General features: G+C 62.9%; 23 protein-coding genes and 2 pseudogenes. 13 read left to right on the top strand and 12 right to left on the bottom strand.

The window, feature by feature from the left end; all coding sequences use genetic code 11:
- Positions 1–109: 109 nt before the first annotated feature.
- From SSPSH_RS10700 to SSPSH_RS19510, 4 genes and pseudogenes are all read left to right on the top strand, one after another.
- Positions 110–565, top strand: a complete 456-nt coding sequence (locus SSPSH_RS10700) for an acyl-CoA thioesterase (RefSeq protein ID WP_006914504.1) — start codon at positions 110–112, stop codon at positions 563–565.
- Positions 562–1,059 (top strand): GNAT family N-acetyltransferase, encoded by a 498-nt coding sequence (locus SSPSH_RS10695; RefSeq protein ID WP_006914505.1) that lies wholly within the window; start codon positions 562–564, stop codon positions 1,057–1,059. Before SSPSH_RS10700 ends, SSPSH_RS10695 begins: the two co-directional genes overlap by 4 nt.
- Positions 1,060–1,239: 180 nt before the next feature.
- Positions 1,240–1,641, top strand: a pseudogene (locus tag SSPSH_RS19910) (patatin-like phospholipase family protein); the annotation flags it as partial.
- Positions 1,642–1,816: 175 nt separating this feature from the next.
- On the top strand, positions 1,817–2,476 hold the full coding sequence (locus tag SSPSH_RS19510; RefSeq protein WP_021031688.1) for a Phospholipase patatin family protein: 660 nt from the start codon (positions 1,817–1,819) through the stop codon (positions 2,474–2,476).
- Here the strand turns inward: SSPSH_RS19510 and SSPSH_RS10685 are convergent.
- From SSPSH_RS10685 to SSPSH_RS10675, 3 genes are all read right to left on the bottom strand, one after another.
- Complete coding sequence (locus SSPSH_RS10685) at positions 2,473–3,537, bottom strand: Lnb N-terminal periplasmic domain-containing protein (protein ID WP_006914507.1); 1,065 nt, start codon at positions 3,535–3,537, stop codon at positions 2,473–2,475. The two genes, SSPSH_RS19510 and SSPSH_RS10685, sit on opposite strands and share 4 nt — an antisense overlap.
- A 100-nt stretch (positions 3,538–3,637) precedes the next feature.
- Positions 3,638–5,248, bottom strand: coding sequence for an OpgD/OpgG family glucan biosynthesis protein (locus SSPSH_RS10680; RefSeq protein ID WP_021031687.1), 1,611 nt, complete (start codon positions 5,246–5,248; stop codon positions 3,638–3,640).
- A gap of 129 nt (positions 5,249–5,377) precedes the next feature.
- Complete coding sequence (locus tag SSPSH_RS10675; RefSeq protein WP_006914509.1) at positions 5,378–5,869, bottom strand: acyl-CoA thioesterase; 492 nt, start codon at positions 5,867–5,869, stop codon at positions 5,378–5,380.
- Between the two features lie 107 nt (positions 5,870–5,976).
- Between SSPSH_RS10675 and SSPSH_RS10670 the strand changes: the two genes are divergently transcribed.
- Complete coding sequence (locus SSPSH_RS10670; RefSeq protein WP_006914510.1) at positions 5,977–6,552, top strand: glutathione S-transferase family protein; 576 nt, start codon at positions 5,977–5,979, stop codon at positions 6,550–6,552.
- Positions 6,553–6,561: 9 nt separating this feature from the next.
- Here SSPSH_RS10670 and SSPSH_RS10665 read toward each other — a convergent pair whose 3' ends face one another.
- From SSPSH_RS10665 to SSPSH_RS10655, 3 genes are read right to left on the bottom strand one after another with little or no spacing between them, the layout of a single operon-like run.
- Positions 6,562–6,852 (bottom strand): DUF3301 domain-containing protein, encoded by a 291-nt coding sequence (locus SSPSH_RS10665; RefSeq protein ID WP_006914511.1) that lies wholly within the window; start codon positions 6,850–6,852, stop codon positions 6,562–6,564.
- An 11-nt stretch (positions 6,853–6,863) separates the two neighbouring features.
- Complete coding sequence (locus SSPSH_RS10660) at positions 6,864–8,168, bottom strand: alpha-hydroxy-acid oxidizing protein (protein ID WP_006914512.1); 1,305 nt, start codon at positions 8,166–8,168, stop codon at positions 6,864–6,866.
- 51 nt (positions 8,169–8,219) lie between these two features.
- Positions 8,220–9,059 carry an MBL fold metallo-hydrolase gene (locus SSPSH_RS10655; RefSeq protein ID WP_006914513.1) on the bottom strand — a complete coding sequence of 280 codons (840 nt, stop codon included), beginning with the start codon at positions 9,057–9,059 and terminating at the stop codon, positions 8,220–8,222.
- Between the two features lie 77 nt (positions 9,060–9,136).
- Between SSPSH_RS10655 and SSPSH_RS10650 the strand changes: the two genes are divergently transcribed.
- Complete coding sequence (locus SSPSH_RS10650; protein WP_006914514.1) at positions 9,137–10,921, top strand: monovalent cation:proton antiporter-2 (CPA2) family protein; 1,785 nt, start codon at positions 9,137–9,139, stop codon at positions 10,919–10,921.
- A 10-nt stretch (positions 10,922–10,931) separates the two neighbouring features.
- Here the strand turns inward: SSPSH_RS10650 and SSPSH_RS10645 are convergent, their stop codons facing one another.
- Positions 10,932–11,798, bottom strand: coding sequence for a phosphatase PAP2 family protein (locus SSPSH_RS10645; protein ID WP_006914515.1), 867 nt, complete (start codon positions 11,796–11,798; stop codon positions 10,932–10,934).
- Positions 11,799–11,896: 98 nt separating this feature from the next.
- Between SSPSH_RS10645 and SSPSH_RS10640 the strand changes: the two genes are divergently transcribed.
- On the top strand, positions 11,897–12,691 hold the full coding sequence (locus SSPSH_RS10640) for a DUF1206 domain-containing protein (RefSeq protein ID WP_006914516.1): 795 nt from the start codon (positions 11,897–11,899) through the stop codon (positions 12,689–12,691).
- A gap of 18 nt (positions 12,692–12,709) precedes the next feature.
- Here SSPSH_RS10640 and queA read toward each other — a convergent pair whose 3' ends face one another.
- Positions 12,710–13,738 carry a tRNA preQ1(34) S-adenosylmethionine ribosyltransferase-isomerase QueA gene (queA, locus tag SSPSH_RS10635; protein ID WP_006914517.1) on the bottom strand — a complete coding sequence of 343 codons (1,029 nt, stop codon included), beginning with the start codon at positions 13,736–13,738 and terminating at the stop codon, positions 12,710–12,712.
- A gap of 139 nt (positions 13,739–13,877) precedes the next feature.
- Between queA and SSPSH_RS18765 the strand changes: the two genes are divergently transcribed.
- The 3 genes and pseudogenes from SSPSH_RS18765 to mscL all read left to right on the top strand — a co-directional run.
- Positions 13,878–14,906, top strand: coding sequence for a glutathione S-transferase N-terminal domain-containing protein (locus tag SSPSH_RS18765; RefSeq protein WP_021031685.1), 1,029 nt, complete (start codon positions 13,878–13,880; stop codon positions 14,904–14,906).
- Between the two features lie 14 nt (positions 14,907–14,920).
- The gene (locus SSPSH_RS10625; protein ID WP_006914519.1) at positions 14,921–15,340 is read left to right on the top strand and encodes a hypothetical protein; all 420 of its coding nucleotides are present in this window, start codon (positions 14,921–14,923) and stop codon (positions 15,338–15,340) included.
- Between the two features lie 72 nt (positions 15,341–15,412).
- A pseudogene (gene mscL / locus SSPSH_RS18475) lies at positions 15,413–15,810 on the top strand (large-conductance mechanosensitive channel protein MscL); the annotation flags it as partial.
- Between the two features lie 27 nt (positions 15,811–15,837).
- Here mscL and SSPSH_RS10615 read toward each other — a convergent pair.
- Entirely contained in the window at positions 15,838–16,284 is a 447-nt protein-coding gene (locus SSPSH_RS10615) for an SRPBCC family protein (protein WP_021031684.1), read from the bottom strand.
- Between the two features lie 169 nt (positions 16,285–16,453).
- On the opposite strand from SSPSH_RS10615, the gene SSPSH_RS10610 reads away from it, so the two are divergent.
- Both SSPSH_RS10610 and SSPSH_RS10605 read left to right on the top strand, forming a co-directional pair.
- Positions 16,454–16,831, top strand: coding sequence for a hypothetical protein (locus SSPSH_RS10610; protein WP_006914522.1), 378 nt, complete (start codon positions 16,454–16,456; stop codon positions 16,829–16,831).
- A 45-nt stretch (positions 16,832–16,876) separates the two neighbouring features.
- Positions 16,877–18,394, top strand: a complete 1,518-nt coding sequence (locus tag SSPSH_RS10605) for a protein adenylyltransferase SelO (RefSeq protein ID WP_006914523.1) — start codon at positions 16,877–16,879, stop codon at positions 18,392–18,394.
- Positions 18,395–18,400: 6 nt separating this feature from the next.
- On the opposite strand, the gene SSPSH_RS10600 is transcribed toward SSPSH_RS10605, so the two are convergent.
- Positions 18,401–19,522, bottom strand: a complete 1,122-nt coding sequence (locus tag SSPSH_RS10600) for an enoyl-CoA hydratase/isomerase family protein (protein WP_006914524.1) — start codon at positions 19,520–19,522, stop codon at positions 18,401–18,403.
- Between the two features lie 183 nt (positions 19,523–19,705).
- Between SSPSH_RS10600 and SSPSH_RS18990 the strand changes: the two genes are divergently transcribed.
- Positions 19,706–19,960, top strand: coding sequence for an Lpp/OprI family alanine-zipper lipoprotein (locus SSPSH_RS18990; protein WP_006914525.1), 255 nt, complete (start codon positions 19,706–19,708; stop codon positions 19,958–19,960).
- Between the two features lie 133 nt (positions 19,961–20,093).
- On the opposite strand, the gene SSPSH_RS10590 is transcribed toward SSPSH_RS18990, so the two are convergent.
- Together SSPSH_RS10590 and pdxH are read right to left on the bottom strand one after the other, a co-directional pair.
- On the bottom strand, positions 20,094–21,053 hold the full coding sequence (locus SSPSH_RS10590) for a L,D-transpeptidase family protein (RefSeq protein WP_006914526.1): 960 nt from the start codon (positions 21,051–21,053) through the stop codon (positions 20,094–20,096).
- Between the two features lie 113 nt (positions 21,054–21,166).
- Positions 21,167–21,811: a pyridoxamine 5'-phosphate oxidase gene (pdxH, locus tag SSPSH_RS10585; RefSeq protein ID WP_006914527.1), complete on the bottom strand. Its 645-nt coding sequence runs from the start codon at positions 21,809–21,811 to the stop codon at positions 21,167–21,169.
- Positions 21,812–21,819 lie beyond the last annotated feature (8 nt).

Genomic DNA, 21,819 nt, shown 5'->3' with positions numbered 1-21,819 from the left:
CGACCGGCGTGGCCTGCTAACGTGCGCACGCCGGTTTCAGTCGCATCGAGTCTGCGACCGGTACGCACGGCGCTCAAGCGCTTATGTCCACGTCAAAGCCCAGATTGCCATGTCTTCGATGCCGTTTCGTTACCGATTTCGCGTGCGCTACAACGAATGCGACGCACAGCGCGTGGTCTTCAATGCCCGCTATGCGGATTATGTCGACCTTGCCATGACCGAGTTCATGCGCGCGCTCGGGCGCGACTATCTCGCGTTGCTCGCGCGCGGTCTGGACAACCAGGTGGTCAAGCTCACGCTGGAATGGCAGGGGCCGGCGCATTTCGACGACGTGCTGGAAGCGCGGGTCGAAGTGGTCAAGCTCGGACGCACGTCGTTCACCATCGAATACACGATCGTACGCGCCGACGACGCCACGCCCTTGTGCCGTGCCGAGGCCGTGTACGTGCTGATGAGCGGCGAGCCGCTGGCCAAGACGCCCATTCCCGACGACTTGCGCGAGCGCTTCGAACAGGGCGCGCCGGATGTCGTGATCGATCACGCCGGCAACGGGATCTCGCCATGATTGCGATACGCCGCGCCAAGGCCGATGACTGGCCTGCGCTATGGTCGATCATCGAACCGGTCTTTCGTGCTGGCGAAACCTATGCCGTCGCGGTCGATATCGAAGAAGCGGACGCACGCGCGCTCTGGCTGGACAAGCCGGTGGCTACGTTCGTCGCCGTGAATGCGGCCGACGGCGCCGTAGTCGGCAGCTATTTTCTCAAGTTCAACCAGCCCGGCGGCGGCAATCATGTCTGCAACTGCGGTTATATCGTTGATCGGGACGCCCGTGGACGGGGCGTGGCCAGCGCGCTTTGCGAGCATTCGCAGCGTGAAGCGATCGCGCTGGGGTTTCGTGCCATGCAGTACAACCTGGTCGTGGCCACCAATACCGGTGCGATACGGCTCTGGCAGCGCCACGGCTTCGAGATCGCTGGCCGCTTGCCGGGCGCGTTTCGTCACCCGACCGAAGGCGAAGTCGATGCGCTGGTAATGTACAAACGCCTGGCCGATTAGCGCGGCACCCCCCAGCGAAGTTGCGCGCCGCGCAGGCATTTGTTTTGTCGCGCTGCAGCATAACTGGCACCCAACTTGCTTGATGACCGAAAGGGCCCAATGCCGTGGCGCTGGTTCGGCGTGAACAGCAGGAGTGTGGTTGTCGATGTGCGGGTATGACGATTTATTGCCGAGGCCGGCATGAACGCGCGCGTGATTCGCCATCCCGGCGTGCCGTCCAATCTCACCGCGCTGGCGTTGACCGCGGGCGGTGCACGCGGCGCGTATCAGGCCGGTGTGCTCAAGCGTATCGGCGAAATGCCTGCTTTGCGCGGCGCGCCTGCGCCGTTCGATATCATCGCCGGGGCGTCGGCGGGCGCGATCAACGGGGCCGCGATCGCGGCCCGCGGCGAACGGCTGCACGATGCCACGTCTCATTTAGCCGCTCTCTGGTCGGGTCTGACTGCAGCTCAGGTGTATCGCACCGATATGCGAGCGCTGGCCACCAATGCAGGCCGACTGTTTCGCGATGCGGCGCTACGACCGTGGCTGGGCGCCGGCCGCATGCAATCGTTGCTCGATGCCACGCCTTTGAAAGCCCTGCTCGAGCGTGAGCTGCCGCTGGCGGGTATTCGGCGCGCAATCGCCCAGCGTCGTCTCTATGCGCTGGCCATTACCGCGACCGGCTATCACTCGGGCAAGTCCTATACCTTTATCGAAGGCCGGGCGCATCATCCGCTCTGGCACAAGAGCCGGCGGATCGCCCTGCCGGGCCACGATGACCGTGGATCACGTCTGTGCCTCGGCCGCGATTCCGTTGGTGTTTGCTCCCGTTGCGCTCAACACCGGTGGTACGCAGGCCTGGTTCGGCGACGGCGCAATGCGTCTAACCAATCCGCTGAGCCCGGCGATTCGTCTGGGCGCACAGCGCGTGCTGGCGATCGGTATCCGTTGCAGCGCCAGCGAGCAGCAGCTGACCGATACCGAGCTGGCGCATCATGTCGACAGCCTCGATCCGTCCCGATTACCGCCTCGGCCGCCGCTATCTCAGATTTGCGGCGTGTTTCTGAATGCGATCTTCCTCGATCATCTCGATGCCGATATCGACCATCTGATGCGCATGAACGAGCTGGTGCGTGCCTACGGCGGTGATGAATCCCGGGCCGTGGACGTGAAGGTGCACGAGCCGATGCGGGTGATCGAACCGCTGGTGATATCCCCTTCCGAGGATTTCGCCGATATCGCCAGCCAGCTGGTTAAACGCATGCCGCGATCCGTGCGTTTCATGCTGGAAACGCTCGGTATGCCCGATCCGAAAAGTGCGGATCTGACCAGCTACCTGTTGTTCGACCCCGAATATACCCAGGCGCTGATCGATATCGGCTATCGCGATGCGCACGCACGCATCGATGAAATCGAGGCGTTTCTACGCGCCTAGGGTTGGGGCGGTTCGTCGGCGTTATGCCGTTCGATACGCGCGCTCGGCACGGTTTCACGAATGGCCTGCGAAAACGCGGCCGTGGAATGACCGTCGTGATCCGAGGCAATCGCCCGTTGATTGATATGGCCGCGGCGCTCGAGTTCGGCCAGCGCGAAATCGGTATTCAGCGCGCCCAGATCGTAGATATAGTCTGGTAGATAGCCCGATGCCAGCAGCCGATAATCCCAAGGCAGCCCGGGCACGATACGTTTGACCATGTCGTAGACGATGGTCGTGCAGTTCGAGGTCAGGGTGTTGTAGAAGCGCGGCTCGTTTTCGAGTTGGTCGGATTCCTGAAGATAGGCTTCGAACAGCGAACGCATATCCGCCTTCGATAGCGCGACCGAGTAGAGATAGACCGATTCGCCACGGGCGTTGCTGCGCGTGCGTACGATATCGCGTTCGTCGGCGGCCACCAGCACCAGTTCGGACTGCCGAAAGAAGCTGCCCAAGGCGGAAAACTTCTGCCCGCGAGTACGTCGAACCTCGACCGAGAACACCAGATGCCGCCCATCGGCAAAGCCGAAACTGACCAGCGTGTGGGCAATGGCCGGGCCCATCCAGTAGGACACGACCAGATCGGCGCTTTCCAGCGTGGACAGATCGTATTGACGCGTTTCCCAGCGCGCGTCGAAATCCTCGCGGGTGCGCCACTCGAAGTTGCGTACGTTTTCGAGGGTGACGATATCGCCATCGCGCGTGGCGTGCAGAAGACGGGCCACATCGGGCGCCCAATCGCGGTTGTGACTCGGAGTGATCGTATGCCACCACACCGCAAGCACGACGACCGCGAGTCCGAACAGGGCCGGACCCGCGACGGTCAGCGGTGCGGAGCGCGGTATTGCGATCCCGACCATGGCGGCCAGCGCCGGTAGCAGCCAGAGCGTGATGAACAGCAACCGGAGCGCCAGACTCTCCGGGCCCCGGAAATACAGGGCAAGCACGCCCCAGCTGCTGGCCAGCAGCACGACGAGCGCCAGCGGCACGCGCCAGAGCAGCGATAGCAAAAGCGCTTTCATGGCAGACGCGCCCTGGAACGCGTCCTGGAACGCGCTTTCAGCATGACGCCAGGCAACGAGCGTTTGTCAGGCCATCCCGATCCGCTGGCACGAGCACTTGTTAGTAGTAACGTTCGTCGGATTTAGGCGGCACCCATTGATAAAGCCAAGTTTCGGTCAGCGGGCGGTCGCCTGCGCGCAAATACAGCCGAATCGAAACGGCTTCGTCGGAATGGGTTTCCGGCACCCAATCGAAGATCGCACGATAGCCCTTGATCGGCTCGAAGCGGCGTGCCTGCACCATGCCGAGTTTGCCACGCGATACTTCGACCTGGACTTCAACCTGCGTGCCTTCGGGCAGATCGTCGAGCGGATCGCCGACGAAGTCGACCGCGAAACGGCGTGCGTACTCCGACGGCGACCGGTCGCCCGGAATCCAGCCTTCCGGCACGTTGCCCATGCCCGACCAGGTCTTTTCGACCTGGGCCAGCGTCGGCTGGACCGGCGGTAGCGGCAGCCAGTGCAGCTTGTAACTGAAATTGAGCTGCTGATCGCCTTGGACCGGCTCTTCCGGAATCCAGAACGCACCGATGTTGTCGACCGTTTCACCGACGGTGGGCAGTTCGAAAAGCGCGATCTGGCCTTTGCCCCAATCGCTTGTTGGCTCGACCCACAGACTGGGGCGGCGGTTGTACCAGGCCACGTCGTCGCGATAGTTATCGAAATCGTGGTCATGCTGCACAAGCCCGAAGCCGCGCGGATTCTCGTCGGGAAAGGCGTTGTATTGCAGCGTCTTGGGGTTGAAAAGCGGCCGGCAGACCCATTCGCCGTTGCCGCGCCAAATCTCCAGCCGGTCGGAATCGTGCACCTGCGGGTGGATCGTATCGCGGGCCTGGGCCTGACTGGTGCCCTTGAGGAACATGCTCGTCATGGGCGCGATGCCCAGCCGCCCGATCTGGTGGCGGGTGTGCAACTCCATATCCACGTCCATGACCGTGCCGTCTTCGACCAGGTCGATCTTGAAGCGATAGGCGCCGGTGACCGCCGGGGAATCGAGCAGCGCATAGACAAGAGCCTGTTGGTCGTCGTGCGGCTGCTCGAACCAGAAAGCGACGAAATCGGGGAATTCCTCGGTTTGCTCGGTGGCAGTATCGATCGCCAGGCCGCGCGCGGAAATCCCGTACTGATTGTTTTTGTCGAGAAAGCGGAAATAGCTCGCGCCCAGAAATGCGCCGGCCTCGTGGGACGCGTTGGCGTCGTGATCACGCATGAGCTTGAAACCGGCATAGCCGAAGTCGTGGCCTTTGAGCTGGGCCTTATCGACGCCCGAATCGTCGTAGTCGAAGCGTTTCGGGTCGAAATGAATCTCGTGGGCCTGCTGCGTATCCGGATCGATCACATGCATGCGCACGGGCAGATTGAACTGCATGCCGACATGGAAAAAGCGCAGGCTCATGTTGGTATCGGGCGCATCCCGCCAGATCGCGTATTTCGGATCGTACTGAATTTTCTGGTATTTCAGCGGTTCGAGATTGGCCAACGTCGGCGGCAGCGGCTCGGCGTTGTCGTGATAGGGCCGGCCGGCGAGTTCCTTGGCGCGCTGTTTCAGGCGATCGAAATCGAACGGCTCGCCGCGCGGATCGGTCTTGGTGTTTTGTGCAAACACGGGGAACGCGGGCAGCCCGAGGGTGGTCAATGCCAGCGATGCCTTCAACAGATTACGTCGGTTCATGGGTCGCTCTTCGTGAATTCGAAAGACAAGACAGGCAGCCGCGCCAAGGGTTCCACTTGGTTGGGGTGCCTGCAGTTAAGCGGCACGTCCCGAACCGGAATGGGATGGGGCGCCAGCGGGCCGAGATACTCAGGCTTCCATGGTGCTGAGAAAGGACTGGGATTCGGTCTGTAGTTGCTCGCGCAGTTCGATCATGCGCTTGGCGTAGGCATTCAAGCGCTTGCTATGTTCGGTGACCGGTTCGAAATCGCGTATCCGCAGCGGCTTTCCGCTGTCGTCGAGTGCCACGAACACCAGGATGCAGTGTGTGGTGAAGCGCCGTTCGCGATCGCGCGGGTTGCGGGCATGCACGCTGACCGAGATATGCATGCTGGTACGCCCGGTATGCATGAGTTCGGCCTTGAGCTCGACCAGGTCGCCCACGCTGATCGGCTTGAGAAAACGGATGCCACCGACATAGGCGGTCACACAATAGGCCGAGCTCCAGTTCGCCGCACAGGTGTAACCGGCATGGTCGATCCATTTCATGACGTTGCCGCCGTGCACGTTTCCGCCGAAATTTACATCGGAGGGTTCGGCGAGAAAACGCAGCGTAATATCGGCATCGGCATTCTGATTCATGGGCGCGGCGGCTGAAAGCGTAGCGCTTAGTCTAGCGGCACCCGTGCTTGAGGCGAAGCTGTAGACTCGGGCCTCGACATTCGCTGGCTGAAAAAGAGGTTTCGCTCATGAAACTCATCGGTTCGTCCACTTCGCCCTTTGTTCGCCGTATTCGGTTGTTGCTTGGCGGCAGCGACTACGAGTTCGCCAGTCTGGATATCTACGGCGCTGACCGCGACGAGCTGCGTCGCAATAATCCCGCGCTCAAGGTGCCGATGCTCATCGATGACGCGCATTCGATCTACGACTCGCGCGTTATCGCACGCTATCTGTCGCAGAAGATGGGCTTTGCCGCGTTGTCCTGGGAACAGGAAAACCAGCTCACCCTCATCGATGCGGTCAACGATTCCATGGTGACTATCGCGCTATCGAAGAAATCCGGCCTCGCGACCGACAGCGACATCATGTTCTATGGTTTGCAGCACGAACGCATCGAGCGCTCGATCGATGCGCTGTCCGACATGGCCGCCGCCGGCGCCTTCGACGACTGGCATTATCCAAGCATCTGTCTGTATTGCCTGATCGACTGGGCCGAAATGCGCGAACTGTTCGACTTTTCCGACCATGCGCCGCTGCTGGAACTCAAGGATCGGTTCAAGGACAAGCCAATGGTGGGCGAGACCGATCCGCGCCAGGCGCTCTAAGCGCAGGCATCAGACCGGGTACGGCTCCATCTCGATATGGGCCACGCGCTGGCCATGCATATCCACATAGCCGCTATAGCGACGGTCGCCGCGCCGATAGAACTCGAAGCGGTAGCGGCGTTTGAGTGTGCCGCGACCGAGCCAGATACGCTGAAAGGCCAGTTCGTCGATGAACGTGACTTCGGCGTTTTCGCAGGCGGCAAGCGCTGCGCGCCGGGCGGCCCAGCGTGCGCCCAGCGATTGCCACCAGAACAAAGCCATGACGGCCAGCGCAATCAGCCAGGGAAAGAACTCGAACATCGAGGGTCGATTCAGCCGCCGGCGTGTTCGTCGCGCACGAGCCGGGTCGCGCCGGCACGAATCGTGGCGATATCGCTGCAGCCAGCCAGCGCCATGGTCAGTTCGAAATCGGCGGCCAGATTGTCGAGCACTTCGCCCACGCCGGCCTCGCCGTCCAGCGCCAGTCCATAGGCATAGGGCCGGCCGATGCCGACCGCGCTTGCGCCCAGCGCCAGCGCCTTGAACACATCGGCGCCGCCACGAATACCCGAATCCAGAATCACCGGCAGATCGGGCGCGGCCGCCACGATCTCGGGCAGCGCGTCCAGACTGGCGCGTGCGCCGTCGACCTGCCGGCCACCGTGGTTGGACACAATCAATCCATCGACGCCGTGTTCGACCGCCAGCCTGGCATCGTCGCCATCGAGAATACCCTTAAGCACGATCGGTCGTGTCGTGCGCTCGCGCAGCCAGGCCAGATCGGCCCAGGTGATGTTCGGGCGTGAATAGGTGGCAATGAACTGGCGTACAGCCGCCAGCGCCTGGCCGCTGGTCAGTGCACGCAGACTCGATCCGGGATAGTGACGCGCGGCCGCTATGACGTTTCGCAGTGTGCGCGTGTTTATTTTTGGGCGTGGACCGTCGTCCGGCACCTCGGACAGACTGGCCCTGAAGACCGGGTCCGAGGTGTACTGCGCAATGCCCTGGCCAAGCAGAAATGGCAGATGCGCCAGATCCAGATCGCGCGAGCGCCAGCCCAGTAGCGTGGTGTCCAGCGTTACGACGATCGCCTCGCAGCCACAGGCTTCGGCGCGCGACACCAGCGATTCCACCAACGCATCGGATTTCGACCAGTACAGCTGAAACCAGCGCGGCGCATCGTTGCGCACGCGCTGCATGGCGGCTGCGCACTCTTCCATCGAACGGCTGGCCTGGTTCGAGAACAGCATGGGCGTGCCGCGGGCGGCGGCCGCACGCGCGACCGCGATATCGGCCTCGTCATGCGCCATTTCGAGCACGCCGATCGGACACAGCACGAAGGGTGTATCCAGGCGCCGGCCGAACAGCTCGATCGACGTATCGCGTTCTTCCACATTGCGCAGCATGCGCGGCACGATGCGCCAGCGCTCGAAGGCACGCCGGTTGGCACTCATCGTGGATTCACGTCCGGCGCCGCCCGCAATGTAGGCATAGGCCTCTTCCGACATGGCTTTTTCGGCGGCGGCCTCGAGGGCGGCGTAGTCGGTCGGTACAGTCGGCCGACTGCCGGACATGCCGGCGCTGTAGATCGCCTGCTGGCGGGCAAGTGCGCCGGTTTGCGTCTTGGGCGTCGTCATGGCTTGTTATCGTTTTGAGTGTGCCGTCGCAACGAGCTTAGCAATTACAGATCAACCAAGGGTTCGTCCGCGCGCATGCGCGAACTCGACCGGGTCGTGACTGCAGAACACGCTAACGTCCGATGCCCCGAGCGCGAGCTCGCGCAGTCGTGCCTGATTGCGGCGCCGATCGCGGTTGTCGACGGCCATCAGGTTTTCGAACACTTTCAAGCCCAGCGGGCAGCACGGGCGGTCGGCCATCTCGTCGCGGTGGAAGTACGCATCGCCGGCATGCAACAGCCAGCCTGCCGGGGCGCGTACGGCGATCGCGGCATGGCCACGCGTATGACCCGTAATGGGCACAAGCAGGATATCGGAGTCACTATCGACGACTGCTCGTACCGCGTCGAAGCCATGCCAGCGCTCGCCGGTCGCTTCGTAGCGTGTCCAGTCGTCGCTGTGGGCCCATTGTGCCGGGCGGTAGCGATCGCGTTCCTTGATATGGCGGCGTGCCCGTGCAGCCGCGTATTCACTGGCCAGTACGTGGACGTGTGCCTGCGGAAAGTCCCCGATGCCGCCTGCATGGTCGACATCCAGGTGGGTGAGCACGATATGGCGAACATCGTTCGCTGAAAAACCCAGCGCCTCGATCTGGTGCCGGGCGGTCTCTTCGCGGCGCATAGCCGGGCGCACGACGTGCGAAAACATCGCCCCTAGTCGGCTACGGCCCTCGGTCACATCGGCAAGCCCGAGCCCGGTATCGACCAGAATCAGTCCCGCCTCGCTTTCAATGAGCAAGCAGTGGCAGACCAGCCCACGGTAGTCTGCCAACTGGCTTCGATGCTCCAGCAAGGGCCCGGCGATTGGATGCATGCTGGCGCAGTTGAGATGATGAATTTTTGGTGCAGGCATGTCATATCGGGATGGCCGGGCTTCGGCTAGAATCATGCCTGAAGTGTCGCCGCGTCGGCGATCGACAGGGAGTCAGGGTGGAGCCGTTACTCGAGGAAATCGCGATCTTTCTGGCGGCGGCCGTCGTGGCCGTGCCTATCGCCCAGCGCCTGGGGCTGGGGTCGGTACTGGGCTACCTGGGCGCGGGGGTTGTCATTGGCCCGTGGTGTCTGGGGCTGATCAGCGAAGTCGAGGAAGTGCTGCATATCGCCGAATTCGGCGTAGTGTTGCTGTTGTTCATCATCGGTCTGGAAATGCAGCCCAAGCGCCTATGGGCGCTGCGCAAGACAATTATCGGGCTGGGCGGCATGCAGGTGGGCCTGAGCGCGGCCGCGCTGGCGCTTGCGGCATCGCTGCTGCTGGAACTGCCACTGGCCCCTGCCATTGTGGCCGGCCTGGCGCTGGCGTTGTCGTCCACAGCCTTTGCTCTGCAGCTGCTTGCCGAGCGCGGTGAACTGACGGCCAAGCACGGGCGCGCGGCATTCGCGATCTTGCTGTTTCAGGATCTGGCCGTGATTCCGATTCTGGCGCTGTTGCCGTTGCTGTCTTCGGGTAGCGAATCGGTGAGCTTTCTCGGCGCGCTATGGGAGACGAGCAAGATCGCGTTGGTGATGGCGGCGATGGTAATCGGTGGTCACTACCTGTTACGGCCGATATTCCGTCTGGTCGCGGCCACGCGCATGCCGGAGATATTCACGGCGATGACGTTGCTGATCGTGGTGGGCACGGCTGTCGTCATGAACGCGACCGGTATTTCCGTGGCACTCGGCGCGTTCGTGGCCGGTGTGCTGCTGGCCGATTCGGAATATCGTCACGAACTCGAAGCCAACGTCGACCCGTTCAAGGATCTGCTGCTGGGGCTGTTCTTCATCGCCGTAGGCATGTCGATCAATCTGGGCCTGATCGCGGCCCAACCGTTGTTCCTGCTTGCGCTCACCCTGGGCCTGATCGGCGTCAAGGCGTCAATTTTGTTCATTCTCGGTCGGCGGCACCGACTGAGCTGGAGCGCGTCGCGCGGGCTGGCAGCGTTCTTGCCGCAAGGCGGTGAATTCGCGTTCGTGATCTTGTCGACCGCCGTGGCCGGGGGTCTGTTCGTGCAGGCCGAGGCCGATCTGCTGGTGGCCACGGTGACGCTGTCGATGGTGCTCACGCCGCTGTTCGTCAAGCTGGTGGCTTATTACAACGACTGGCGTACGCCCAAGAGTGAGCCGACCTTCGATACGCCGGACGGCTCCGAGCATCCCGTGCTGATCGCCGGCTTCGGGCGTATCGGCCAGATCGTGGCGCGTCTGCTGCGGGCCAAGCATGTCGGGTTCACCGCGCTCGAGATCAACGTCCATCAGGTCGATTTCGTGCGCAAGTACGGCAACAAGGTCTATTACGGCGATGCCTCGCGGCTGGAACTGTTGCGCGCGGCCAAGGCCGAGGAGGCCAAGGTGTTCGTACTGGCCATCGGTAACCGCGAGGCGTCGCTGGCCACCGCGCGCACCGTACGCGAGCACTTCCCGCATCTTAAGATCATTGCGCGGGCGCGCAATCGCCGGCATGCCTACGAACTCATGGATCTGGGGATCACCGTACTCCAGCGCGAAACCTTTCTATCCAGTCTCGAACTGGCCGGCGACGCGCTGCGGATGCTCGGTTTCAAGTCCGACGAGGTCGATCGGGCCAAGCGCATGTTCCGTAGCCACGACGAAAAGCGTCTGTTCGAGCACTATGAAGCGGCGGACGACGATACCCGCTATGCCAAGCTGGTGATGGAAGCCGCGCAGGAGCTCGAAGAACAGTTCGAGCGCGACGCCGCCGATCACGCGGGCGACTAGGCCGGTACCGTCAACGGGACAAGTCGCTGCGCTGACGCAGGAATTCGGTCAGCGCGAAGCCGGACAGCAGCCAGAAGCCGCCGACCAGCAGGCCGGCGGCGATATCGCTGGCGAAATGCACCGACAGGATGGCGCGGCTGGCTGCGATCGAGGCAATCAGCGCACAGCCCCAGTAGCCCAGCTCGAAACGCCGGCGCACGCCGGGCATATCGCGGGCGATGGCATAGATGATGAAGCCGTACACCGCGATGGCACCGGTGGCATGGCCGCTGGGGAACGACGGCGTGCTGGCACTGGCGAAGGTAAGAAAATCCGGCCGGTCGCGGTCGATGGCGTACTTGCCGATATAGGCGATCGATTGCGAGCCGATCACCGTGAGCAGCAGTCCGGGGATGTAGCTGAAACGCCGGTGGGCCCAGAGAAATCCGATCGATACGATCGTAATCGCGACCAGCGTTTCCAGATTCGCCAGCGATGTGATGCCGTTCACGAGCTTGAGAAAGGCCGGATCGCGCAGCACGGCCAGTGCTTGGTTGACGTGCTGGTCGAACTGGACCAGCTCTTCGCCTTCGAACAGATCTTCGAGCAGGCCCGCAGCCAGCACAATCAGATACAGTGCGAGGGCGACGAACAGGGTCAACGGCAATCCGGAGAAACGATCGACGCTCAGGCGCGCGCCGATAACACGCGTCGTTCTGGGCGCACGGCGTTGCAGGCTGGCCAGGAATTGGCGCCGATAAGCCAGCCCGGTGATGCCCCGGCCCAGGCGTGGCCCGGAAAATGCGAGCGCACGCCAGAGCCACCAAGCCACGATATGGCCGACGACCAGCAGACAGACAAAGCCAAGCAACAGTTGCCAGAATGGCAGTGGCGTCATGGGAATACCGGGAGTTTAAGCGTGGGGCGAGTATACCGACGGTGTTACAGGCATGTGACGCGAATCCATGAGCCCAGCGGGCTCGAAAGGGCGAATTAATGACTTATACTCGTGCCGGCGTGCGCTGGACCGCACGTATCGGCTATGCCGCCCGCGGCCTGGTCTATGTGACCGTTGGCATGCTGGCTATCAACGCTGCGCTCGAGTTCGAACAGGCACGCGATGTGCGCGGCGCGATGCAGGAAATCAGTACCCATTCGGGGGGGCAGATCGCGCTGATCGGTCTGGCGGTGGGCCTGGCGGCCTACAGCGTCTGGCGTCTGGTGCAAACGTCGCTGGACGTGGATGGGCACGGCTGGAAGCCGGGCGGACTGGCCGTGCGCATCGGCCTGTTGGTCAGCGCAATCATGCATGCCTCGCTGGCGTTCGGCTGCGTCGAGATCGCCATGCGTTTGAGCGATAGCTCCAGCAAACCGGTACAGAGTGCGGTGTCGCGCACGCTGGATTGGCCGTTCGGCCCGGCGCTGGTGGTGCTGGGCGGCGTGATCGTGGCCGGCGCCGGCATGGCCCATATCCACAAGGGCTGGACCGCGGGTTTCCGGCAATGGTTCGATGCCCCGCCCGCCGCCATGCGTTGGATTGACCCCGTCTGTCGCGTAGGGCTGATCGCGCGTGGGCTGCTGTTCGTGGGTATCGGCGCGTTCGTCATCAACGCCGCGCTTACCCTCGATGCCTCGGAAGCGCGGGGTATCGAGGGTGTGCTGCTCTGGGTTCAGGACCAAAGTTATGGTCGGTTGATGCTCGGTGCGCTGGGCTTGGGCGTACTCGCCTTCGGCGCCTATAGCCTGATCGAGGCCTGGGTACGCCGTGTGGGCCTCGGGCGCGCGGTTTAGCGTTTTTCGGGCTCGCCGCTAGCCGATGAACATCGCATCGCCGTAGCTGAGAAAACGATAGCCCGAGCGTTTCGCGTGTTCATAGGCTGCAAACACGTGCTCGCGCCCGGCAAAGGCGCTGACGAGCATCAGCAGGCTCGACTGCGGCTCGTGAAAATTGGTGACCATCGCATCGACCACGTGAAAATCGTCGCCGGGTTTGAGAAACAGCGCGGTTTCGCCTTCAAAGGGTGCGATTCGGCCGTTGGTATCCGGTTGACGCGCCGCGCTTTCCAGGCTGCGCACCACGGTGGTGCCGACCGCGATCACGCGCGACCCACGCGTTTTGGCGGCCTCGACCTGTTCGCATAGCACCGCGGGTACGTGCACGCGCTCGGCGTGCAGACGCTGACCGGCGAGATCCCCTTCCCGCAAACGCTGGTAGGTGCCAGAGCCGACATGCAGCGTGGCATAGCCGAATTCCACGCCGCGTTGTGCGAGCGTGCCGAGCAACGCTTCGTCGAAATGCAGCCCGGCCGTGGGTGCGGCCACTGCGCCATCGTGGCGGGCCCACACGGTTTGATAGCGGCTGCGATCGGCAGTTGTATCCTCACGCCGGATATAGGGCGGTAGCGGTACATGGCCGTGGACGTCGAGCATGGTCGTGATGCTGTCACCGCCCGTCTGCATGAGCGTATACAGCTCGCCCTCGCGGGCCTCGACTTCGAGCGTGGTTTCGCCGATCTCGATCACCGTGCCCGCACGCGGCGGCTTGTTTGCACGAATTTTGGCCGAAATACGGCGCGAATCGAGAATGCGTTCGAGCATCACTTCCACCGCACCGCCGCTGGCCTTGTGGCCGAACAGGCGTGCGGCGAGCACGCGCGTGTCGTTGAATACGACGAGATCGCCCGGCGCAAGACGCTCGACCAGCTCGGTGATACGGCCATCGACGAGCGCGCCCGTGTGCCGATCGAGGGTCAGCAACTTCGAGGCGCTGCGCTCGGCCAGCGGCTGTTGGGCGATGGCCTCGGCCGGCAGGTCGTAGTCGAAGTCGTGCTTGTCCATTATTTCGGCCCGATTCATGCAGAGAGTGGCGCGGGCCGCGGATTCTGGCCAGATGCACGCGCGGCGACAAGTCGCGGTGTTCAGCTTCGTGCACAAAAGCAGGCGTAAAATACGCCTTTTCGTTGCAACGAGACGCCGGATGCAATTGATCAATGCACTTACGTCCACGCTCGCGAGCACGGCCCGCGGTTGGCGTGGTACAAGGGCGTGTCATCATGAGATACGACGTCGCATTGCCGCGCCGGACGTGTCAGGCAAGGCGCGGGCCGCCGAGCGTGGCGAGCCACGGTCAAGGCCCGGAACGCCGCATGGCGCGTCCGGCGCGGACAACCCGGAGGGTCGGCGGCCAAGCCCCGGCAATCCGGCGTTATCGCTCGCTTACGTGGGAAGACCACGCTACGCTCGCGATGCCTTGTCTTGCCACGGCTTGGCCGCCGATGCGCCGCCTTATCTCATGACGACACGCCCTAGGGCGGCACGCACATCGCGTCAGCCGGAAAAGATGCTCAAGCTCTACGAATACGAAGGTTGTCCATTCTGTCGGCTGGTGCGCGAAGCGCTCACCGAGCTGGATCTGGATGCGATCATTCATCCCTGCCCACGCGGCGGCACGCGCTGGCGGCCCGAGGCCGAGCGTATCGGCGGCCGGGCCCAGTTCCCGTTGCTGGTCGACGACAACACCGGCGACGTGCTCTACGAATCGGCCGATATCATTGCGCACCTGCGCCAGCATTACGGCACCGGTCGCCGCCGGGAGGCAAAAGCGCCGGGTTTTGGCGCCCAGCTGGGTGCCAATGCGGCAAGCGCGCTGCGCGGCTTTGCCGGCACAAGCGCGCGTGGCGGCAAGGTCGATGCACCCGGTCAGCCGCTTGAGCTCTACAGCTTCGAGTCCAGCCCGTTTTCGCGCATTGTGCGCGAGACGCTATGTGAGCTGGAACTGGCCTACGTGCTGCGCAATATGGGCAAGGCCGTGAATGCGGATATGGGCCCGCCCTGGGTACGCGAGAAATTCTTTGCCGATACGCCGGTCGAAGGCCGTAACCGCAAACGTATGAAAGAAGAAACCGGGCGTTTGCAGGTGCCGTACCTGATCGACCCGAATACCGATACCCGACTGTACGAATCTGCCGATATCGTGCGCTACCTGCGTACAGCCTACGGCCGCTAAGCGAAAGGACCCTCATGCAAACAAAGATATGGCGTTTCTGGCTGACCGGTGCGGCGATCCTGGCGCTGGCGGCATGCGCGAGCCAGAAGCCGGTGCTCTATCCCAATTCGACCTTACAGCAGCGCGGCGAAACAGCCGGTAATCAGGCGATCGAGGGCTGTATGCGGCGCGCCGATGCGGCCGGTCTGGATTATTCCAAGGGCAATGTAGCCCGGCGCACGGCCGAAAGCGGGGCGATCGGCGGCGCGGGCGGCGCTGTCGGTGGCGCAATCTATGGCAGTGCCACCCGCGGCGCGGTGGCCGGTGCGGCCGGCGGCGCGACGGCGGGGCTGATTCGCGGCATGTTCGATCGCAATGACCCGGCGCCGGTTTATCGTGCCTATGTGAATCGCTGTCTCGCGGAACAGGGCTACGAGCCGATCGGCTGGGAATAACGCGACCGCGGATACCCGCCTCAGACTATGATTCGCTGCGACGCATGCGCGTTGTCATCACCGGGGCGAATCATGGGGTTTCTGAGTGAGTTCAAGGCATTGGCCGTGCGCGGCATGCCATCGATCTGGCCGTGGGGCTTGTTATCGGCTCGGCCTTCGGCAAGATCGTGTCGTCGCTGGTAGCGAACATCATTTCTCCACCGCTGGGCTTGCTCATCGGCGGCGTGGATTTTACCGGCCTGCGCGTGACGCTGCGTCAGGCCGTGGGCGATACGCCGGCGGTCACCCTCAATTACGGTCTGTTCATCCAGACCGTCATCAGCTTCGTGATCATTGCGTTCGCGATATTCCTCGTGGTCCGGTCGATCAACGCGCTCAAGCGTAAGGAAGCCGAAGCGCCGAGCGCGCCGCCGGCACCCTCGGTTCAAGAAACGGTGCTCACCGAAATTCGCGATGCTCTGCGCGAGCGCGTTTTACAGGATCGGCCCCGAGCGCGCTCAGCGCAGCCGTCTTGCCCAGATCATCAGCGCCAGACGATAGGCGACCGCCATCTGCCGGGCGACGGCGAACTCGATGCCGCGGCCCACGATCGGCGTGACCGCTTCCAGTGTCGAACGCCAATGCACGCGCGTGCGCGGGCTGCTGCCGTCGAGCGGCTCGAACGTCAAACGCGCGCCGTGATGCACGATCGGCAATGGTGAGGCGATGATGCGATAGCCCAGCGCGCTGCCCGGTTCGTATTCGGTAATACGCTCGACGATGCGGGCCACGCCCAGGTCGAGCACGCGCTCGGCGTTGACGCCGTCGCGGTGTGTGTCGCCGGCCCGGCGCAGCCAGGCATGGCGCACTCCGGGCAGACTGACATAGCCGGCATGATCGCTGACCACATCGAAGGCGGTCGCTGCATCGACGGCAAAGGTCTGGGCAACATGAAGCTTCTGCATGAAAACTCGCGTGCTCAATCGGAAAGCCAATCGTAGCGCTTTTAAGTCGTCGAGCGCTGGCCTTCGGGTTCGTCGCCCGGGGGCGCGATGGCCATCATCACGACGCTCACCCTGTAGCCGTCGTTTTGTTCTAGACTTTTATCCACAAACATTCTTGGGGGAAAACGTGATGGCCTTTCCATATTTACGCCCGTTGGCGCTCGTCGTCGCCGGCGGCTGCGTTCTGCTTAGCGCCTGTGCAAGCGACCCGAAACCTGCCGACCTCAGCCCGCTCGATGAACCGGTCGATGCGTTCGAGGCTGTCGGCGAGCCGCAGCGTCCGGGCGGGGCGAGCAATCGCGAAGACAATACGCTGTCTACCGATATCGAACGCTTGCAGAACGCACGCAAGACCTACGAGCTCGAACGCGAGCGGCTGCGCGCCGAAACGTCGCGCCGCCAGGCTGAATGCCGTGCCCGCGATGGCTCGCGCGAAGTCGCGATCCAGGACGGTAGTGGCGATCCCAACGCAACATACTGCGAGCCGGCGAGCGGTAGCGAGCGCTGATGCGAACGGCTTGAGAGCGCGCGTTGCCGTTGTCATAGTCGATCCATGAGCGATGTAGCAACCGATACGTTCGCCGATTTCGCCGTATTGAACTGGATCAACCGCCAGGCCGCGCTGGGCGCGCCCTGGTTTTTCGAGCAAACGCCGAGCGCGCTGCCGGCGCCTTACCCGATCGTCTTCAACGACGATGTCGCGGCGCTGCTGGATCTCGACACCGAAGCCGTACGCCATGCGGGCTATGCGCACGTGTTGTCGGGAAATGACTTGCCGGATGCCTGTCACCCGGTCGCGCACCGTTATGGTGGTCATCAGTTCGGTGTCTGGGCCGGGCAACTCGGCGACGGCCGGGCAATCACGATAGGCGATATTCGCAACGCCCGGGGGCAGGCATACGAAATCCAGCTCAAGGGGGCGGGCAAGACGCCGTTTTCACGCTTTGCCGACGGCCGCGCCGTGCTGCGCTCCGTGGTCCGCGAGTATCTGGGTTCCGAGGCGCTGGCCGCGCTGGGAATTCCTACGACGCGCGCGCTCGCGATCGTGGGCAGCGACGCGCCGGTGTATCGCGAAACCGTCGAACATGCGGCCGTGATGACGCGGATCGCGCCCAGCCTCGTGCGTTTCGGCAGCTTCGAAATCCTGTTCGAAAACCGCCAGTTCGATGCGTTAGCGCCGCTGGCCGATCATGTCATCGGCGAACATTTCCCCAGAATCGCGGCCATCGAGGGTGCCAATACGCGTTATCGCGCCTGGGGCGAGCGAGTGATTGATCTCACTGCATCGCTGATAGCCGACTGGCAGGCCGTAGGCTTCTGCCACGGCGTAATGAATACCGACAACATGTCGGTGCTCGGTCTGACCCTGGACTATGGCCCATACGGCTTCATGGACAGCTTCGACCCGCACTGGATTTGCAACCATACCGACGCGGGCGGGCGCTATGCCTACGACCAGCAGCCGCACGTCGGGCTATGGAATCTGGGCCGTTTCGTGCAGGCGATTCTGCCGCTGCTCTCCGATGACCCGGACACGGCGGTCGAAATCGGTCAGGGCCTGCTCGAGCGCTATCGCCGTTCGTTTGACGCCGCCTACATGCAGCGCATGCGTGCCAAGCTGGGGCTGGTGGATACGCACGACGACGATCGCGATCTCGTCGACGATCTGCTCAAGACGATGGCGGCTGACGGCGCCGATTTCACGCGTACGTTTCGCGCGCTCGGCCATGTCTCGGCCGACCCCGCGGCGAGCAACGCCCCGTTCGTGGATGAATTCGTCGATCGCGATGCCGCCGGCGCGTGGCTTGCACGCTGGCGCGAGCGCCTGGTCGACACCGCGGCCGACGACACGGCCCGCGCCGAGCGCATGCGCCTGACCAACCCGAAGTACGTGCTGCGCAACTATCTGGCCCAAGCCGCAATCGATCGCGCCGATGAAGGCGATTACAGCGAAATCGAGCGTCTGCACGCTATTCTGCGCCACCCCTTCGACGAACAGCCCGAACACGAGGCCTACGCCAAACTGCCGCCCGACTGGGCGCGCGGGTTGGTACTCAGCTGCTCTTCCTGACTGCTCTCAGGGTTTGACGTCGGGTAGATCGCGCAGCGGATGATCGCCGTCCCAGGGGGCGCGAAAATGGGCGTCGACATAGTCGCTGGGCACGGCCGAAACCGATTCGAAGATCCATTGGGGCGCGCGGTCCTTGTCGACCAGCAGCGCGCGCACGCCTTCGGCGAAGTCCGGGTGGCGACAGCACTGCAGCGCCATTTTGAGCTCGCGCATGACCGCCTGCTTGAGCGATAGATAGCGCCCGTCGCGCAGCTGCCGATAGATCAGGTGGGCGGTGACCGGACAGCCGCCGTCGAGATTAGTGGCCGCTTCCACGAGCCAGGTATCGTCGGCTTCTGCCAGTTTGCGAATACCGGCTACGATGCCGGCCAGTGTGGCGGCATCGGTGGCTTCGCGAATGGTCATCGCATGTTCGAGCAGTTTCGACTCGCCGAGGCCGGCTGGGTGTTCCCTGGCGTATTGGCGTAACACGCGGTCGACCGCCGCATGCGGCTGGTTCCAGTCGGTGATACGCGTCAGCGCATCGAAGACCTTGTTTTTGAACTCGTGATTGATCGCGCGATCGGCCAGGCCGGCTATCAGTGCGTCCTGCGCGCTCAGCGTGGCGCCGGTCAGCGCCACGAACAGTCCAAGCCGGCCCGGCAGGCGGTTGAAGAACCAGGTTGCAGCACAATCGGGGAACAGCCCGATCTTGATTTCGGGCATCGCAAGCGTCGACGACGCGGTGACGATACGATGTGAGGCGGCCGAAAACACGCCCATGCCGCCGCCCATGATCAGGCCGTGGCCCCAGGCGATACAGGGCGTGGCGAGCATGTGGATCGCGTGGCACAGCCGGTATTCAAGCGTGAAGAAACGGTCGGGATAATCCGGATCGCCCTGGCCGGTCATCCCCTTGTAGAGCGCAACGATATTGCCGCCGGCGCAAAAGGCCTTGTCGCCGCTGGCGTCGATGAAAATCGCGGCTATCTCGGCATCCGCATCCCAGGCCGTGAGCCGCTTGTGCAGCGGCTCAAGCATATCCAGCGTCAAGGCGTTGAGCGCACTTGTATTGTTGAGCGTTACATGGCCGATGCGCTTGCCATTGGTGCTTACGACCTCATCGAAGATAATGGCTGAGTCTGTCATGGGCGATATCGTTGCCGAACTGATCGGGCGCGCATGCTCGCGCGGAACGTCCACATGCACAAGAATTTGTTTTCAGCCTTACAATGTAATCTACAAAAGTGTATGGCTGTGATAGCTTATAGGCGCCTTGTCAGGCGGTTTGCCTGGCGTTATATGCAAGAAATCAAAGACAGGAGTCTTATTATGACCAAGACGCTGCTGAAATCCGCGTTTGTTGTTGGTGTTGTCGCTGCTGCTGCTGGTTGCGCGAGCAGCTCTGATGGCATGCAGTCGAGTGTCGATCAGGCCATGCGTAAGGCTGAATCCGCGCAGTCGACCGCCAACGAAGCGCAGCGCACGGCTAACCGCGCGATGCAGACCGCGCAGGAAGCCAAGTCCGCCAGCCAGGCGAACTCGCAGCGCATCGAGCGCATGTTCGAGTCCTCGCAGCGCAAGTAAGCGTTCGCGCGCGGCGGCGGCTTTAATGCCGCCGCTTGGAAAAGCCCCGCCTTCGTGCGGGGCTTTTTTTTGCCTGCTTGTCTACGAGCGACGATGTCGCAACGCCCGCGATCGCGCGTCACGCCAGCGCGCTTTAGCGTTGGTTTATCGTGATGCCGATCGGTTCCGGCATGCCGTCGGCTTTTTCGACCACGGCCTGTGCCCGATCCCAGTCGATGGGCGCCTTGGGGTGATTGGCCGTTGCCGAGATCAGGCTCTCCACCCAAGGTGTGAACGAACGAACCGGCGCGTCACCATTGGCATCCGGCGGATGGGATTCGATATACAGCGTATTGCCTTCCCAGCCGATCTTGTATGGTTCGCTGACGATATTGACCGGCGTACCGGTGGGTACGAGCGCGAACAGCGAGGCAATATCTTCCGGATAGAGCCGGATACAACCGTGCGAGACCTTCAAGCCGATACCTGCTGGCTTGTTGGTACCGTGTAGCAGATAGGAGGGCAGGCCGAGATAGAGCGCATGCTGGCCCAGCGGGTTGTCCGGTCCTGCGGGTACGACAGCTGGCAACGGATCGCCGGCTTTTTCGTGCTCGGCCCGAATCGAGGCCGGTGGCGTCCAGGTCGGGTCGGCTCGTTTGCGTACCACCGTGGTTTTCGCCAGCGGCGTCGACCAGCCTTCGCGGCCGATGCCCAGCGGATAGGTCACGACCTTGCCGGCGTACTCGCTGCCCGCGGGTGGGAAGTAATACAGCCGCATTTCCGGAATGTTGATAACAATGCCCTTGCGCGGCACGTTGGGCAGTACATAGTGCGTGGGGATTACCATGGGCGTGCCGTCACCGGGCAGCCATGGATCGACATCGGGGTTGGACAGGCGCAACTCGCGATAACCGACGTTGTAGCGCCGTGCGAGTTTGACGAAGGTGTCTTCCTCCGACGTCTCGATATGCTGCAGCTTGCCGATCACGTCCGAACCTTCGGCCGGCATATCGTAAATCGCCGCATGTGCAGCGCTTGTGGCTAGGCCGAGCCCGAGCATGGCGGTTACGAAGGCCAGAAGAGCGTAGCGGGGCAGACGCGCGCACAGAGTCATAGCATCAATTCCATCAAAGCGGTGCGACCGATATCGGCATTCGGTCCATGCAAGTTCAGACTGTACCGAATTCGCCCGACCGTAGTCGCGCACGATCAGGTTAGCGATACGCTCTAAGGCGAGAGGCGGTCGATCTGCCAGTTTTCTCCGCTGCGCTGATAGCGCAGCCGGTCATGCAAGCGGCTGCGACGCGCCTGCCAGAATTCGAACATATCGGGTACAAGCGCATAGCCGCCCCAGTGCTCGGGTCGCGGTACCTCCTGCTCGGCAAAACGGGCCTCAGCATCGACGACGCGTTGCTCGAGTTCGGCCCGGTCGGCAATCACGCGGCTTTGCGGGGACGCGTGCGCGCCCAGGCGGCTGCCGCGCGAACGGCGCGCGAAATACGCGTCGGATGCGCTCGCGTCGAGCTTGTGAACCCGGCCTTCGATACGGATTTGGCGTTCCAGCGATTCCCACCAGAACACGAGTGCTGCCTGCGGATGCGCGGCCAACGCTTCGCCCTTGCGGCTGAGGTAGTTGGTATAGAAACGAAAGCCATCGGCATCGAATCCCTTGAGTAGCACGATGCGTGCAGACGGCCGACCACTGGCGTCGACCGTAGCCAAGGTCATGGCCGTGGGTTCGACCATGGCCGCTTGCTGGGCGAGGCCATACCAGTCGTCGAACAGGGCCAGCGGATCGACCGGCGCGTTCTCTTCGATAAGATCGCGCCGGTCGAGCGCGCCCTGCCACGGGCTTGGAGCGTCGTCAGTCATCCAGTCAG

It is taken from the genome of Salinisphaera shabanensis E1L3A (assembly GCF_000215955.2).
GTDB classification, from domain to species: Bacteria; Pseudomonadota; Gammaproteobacteria; order Nevskiales; family Salinisphaeraceae; genus Salinisphaera; species Salinisphaera shabanensis.
Note: the sequence above shows the minus strand (reverse complement) of the source record. Positions and strands in the feature narration are given on the sequence as shown.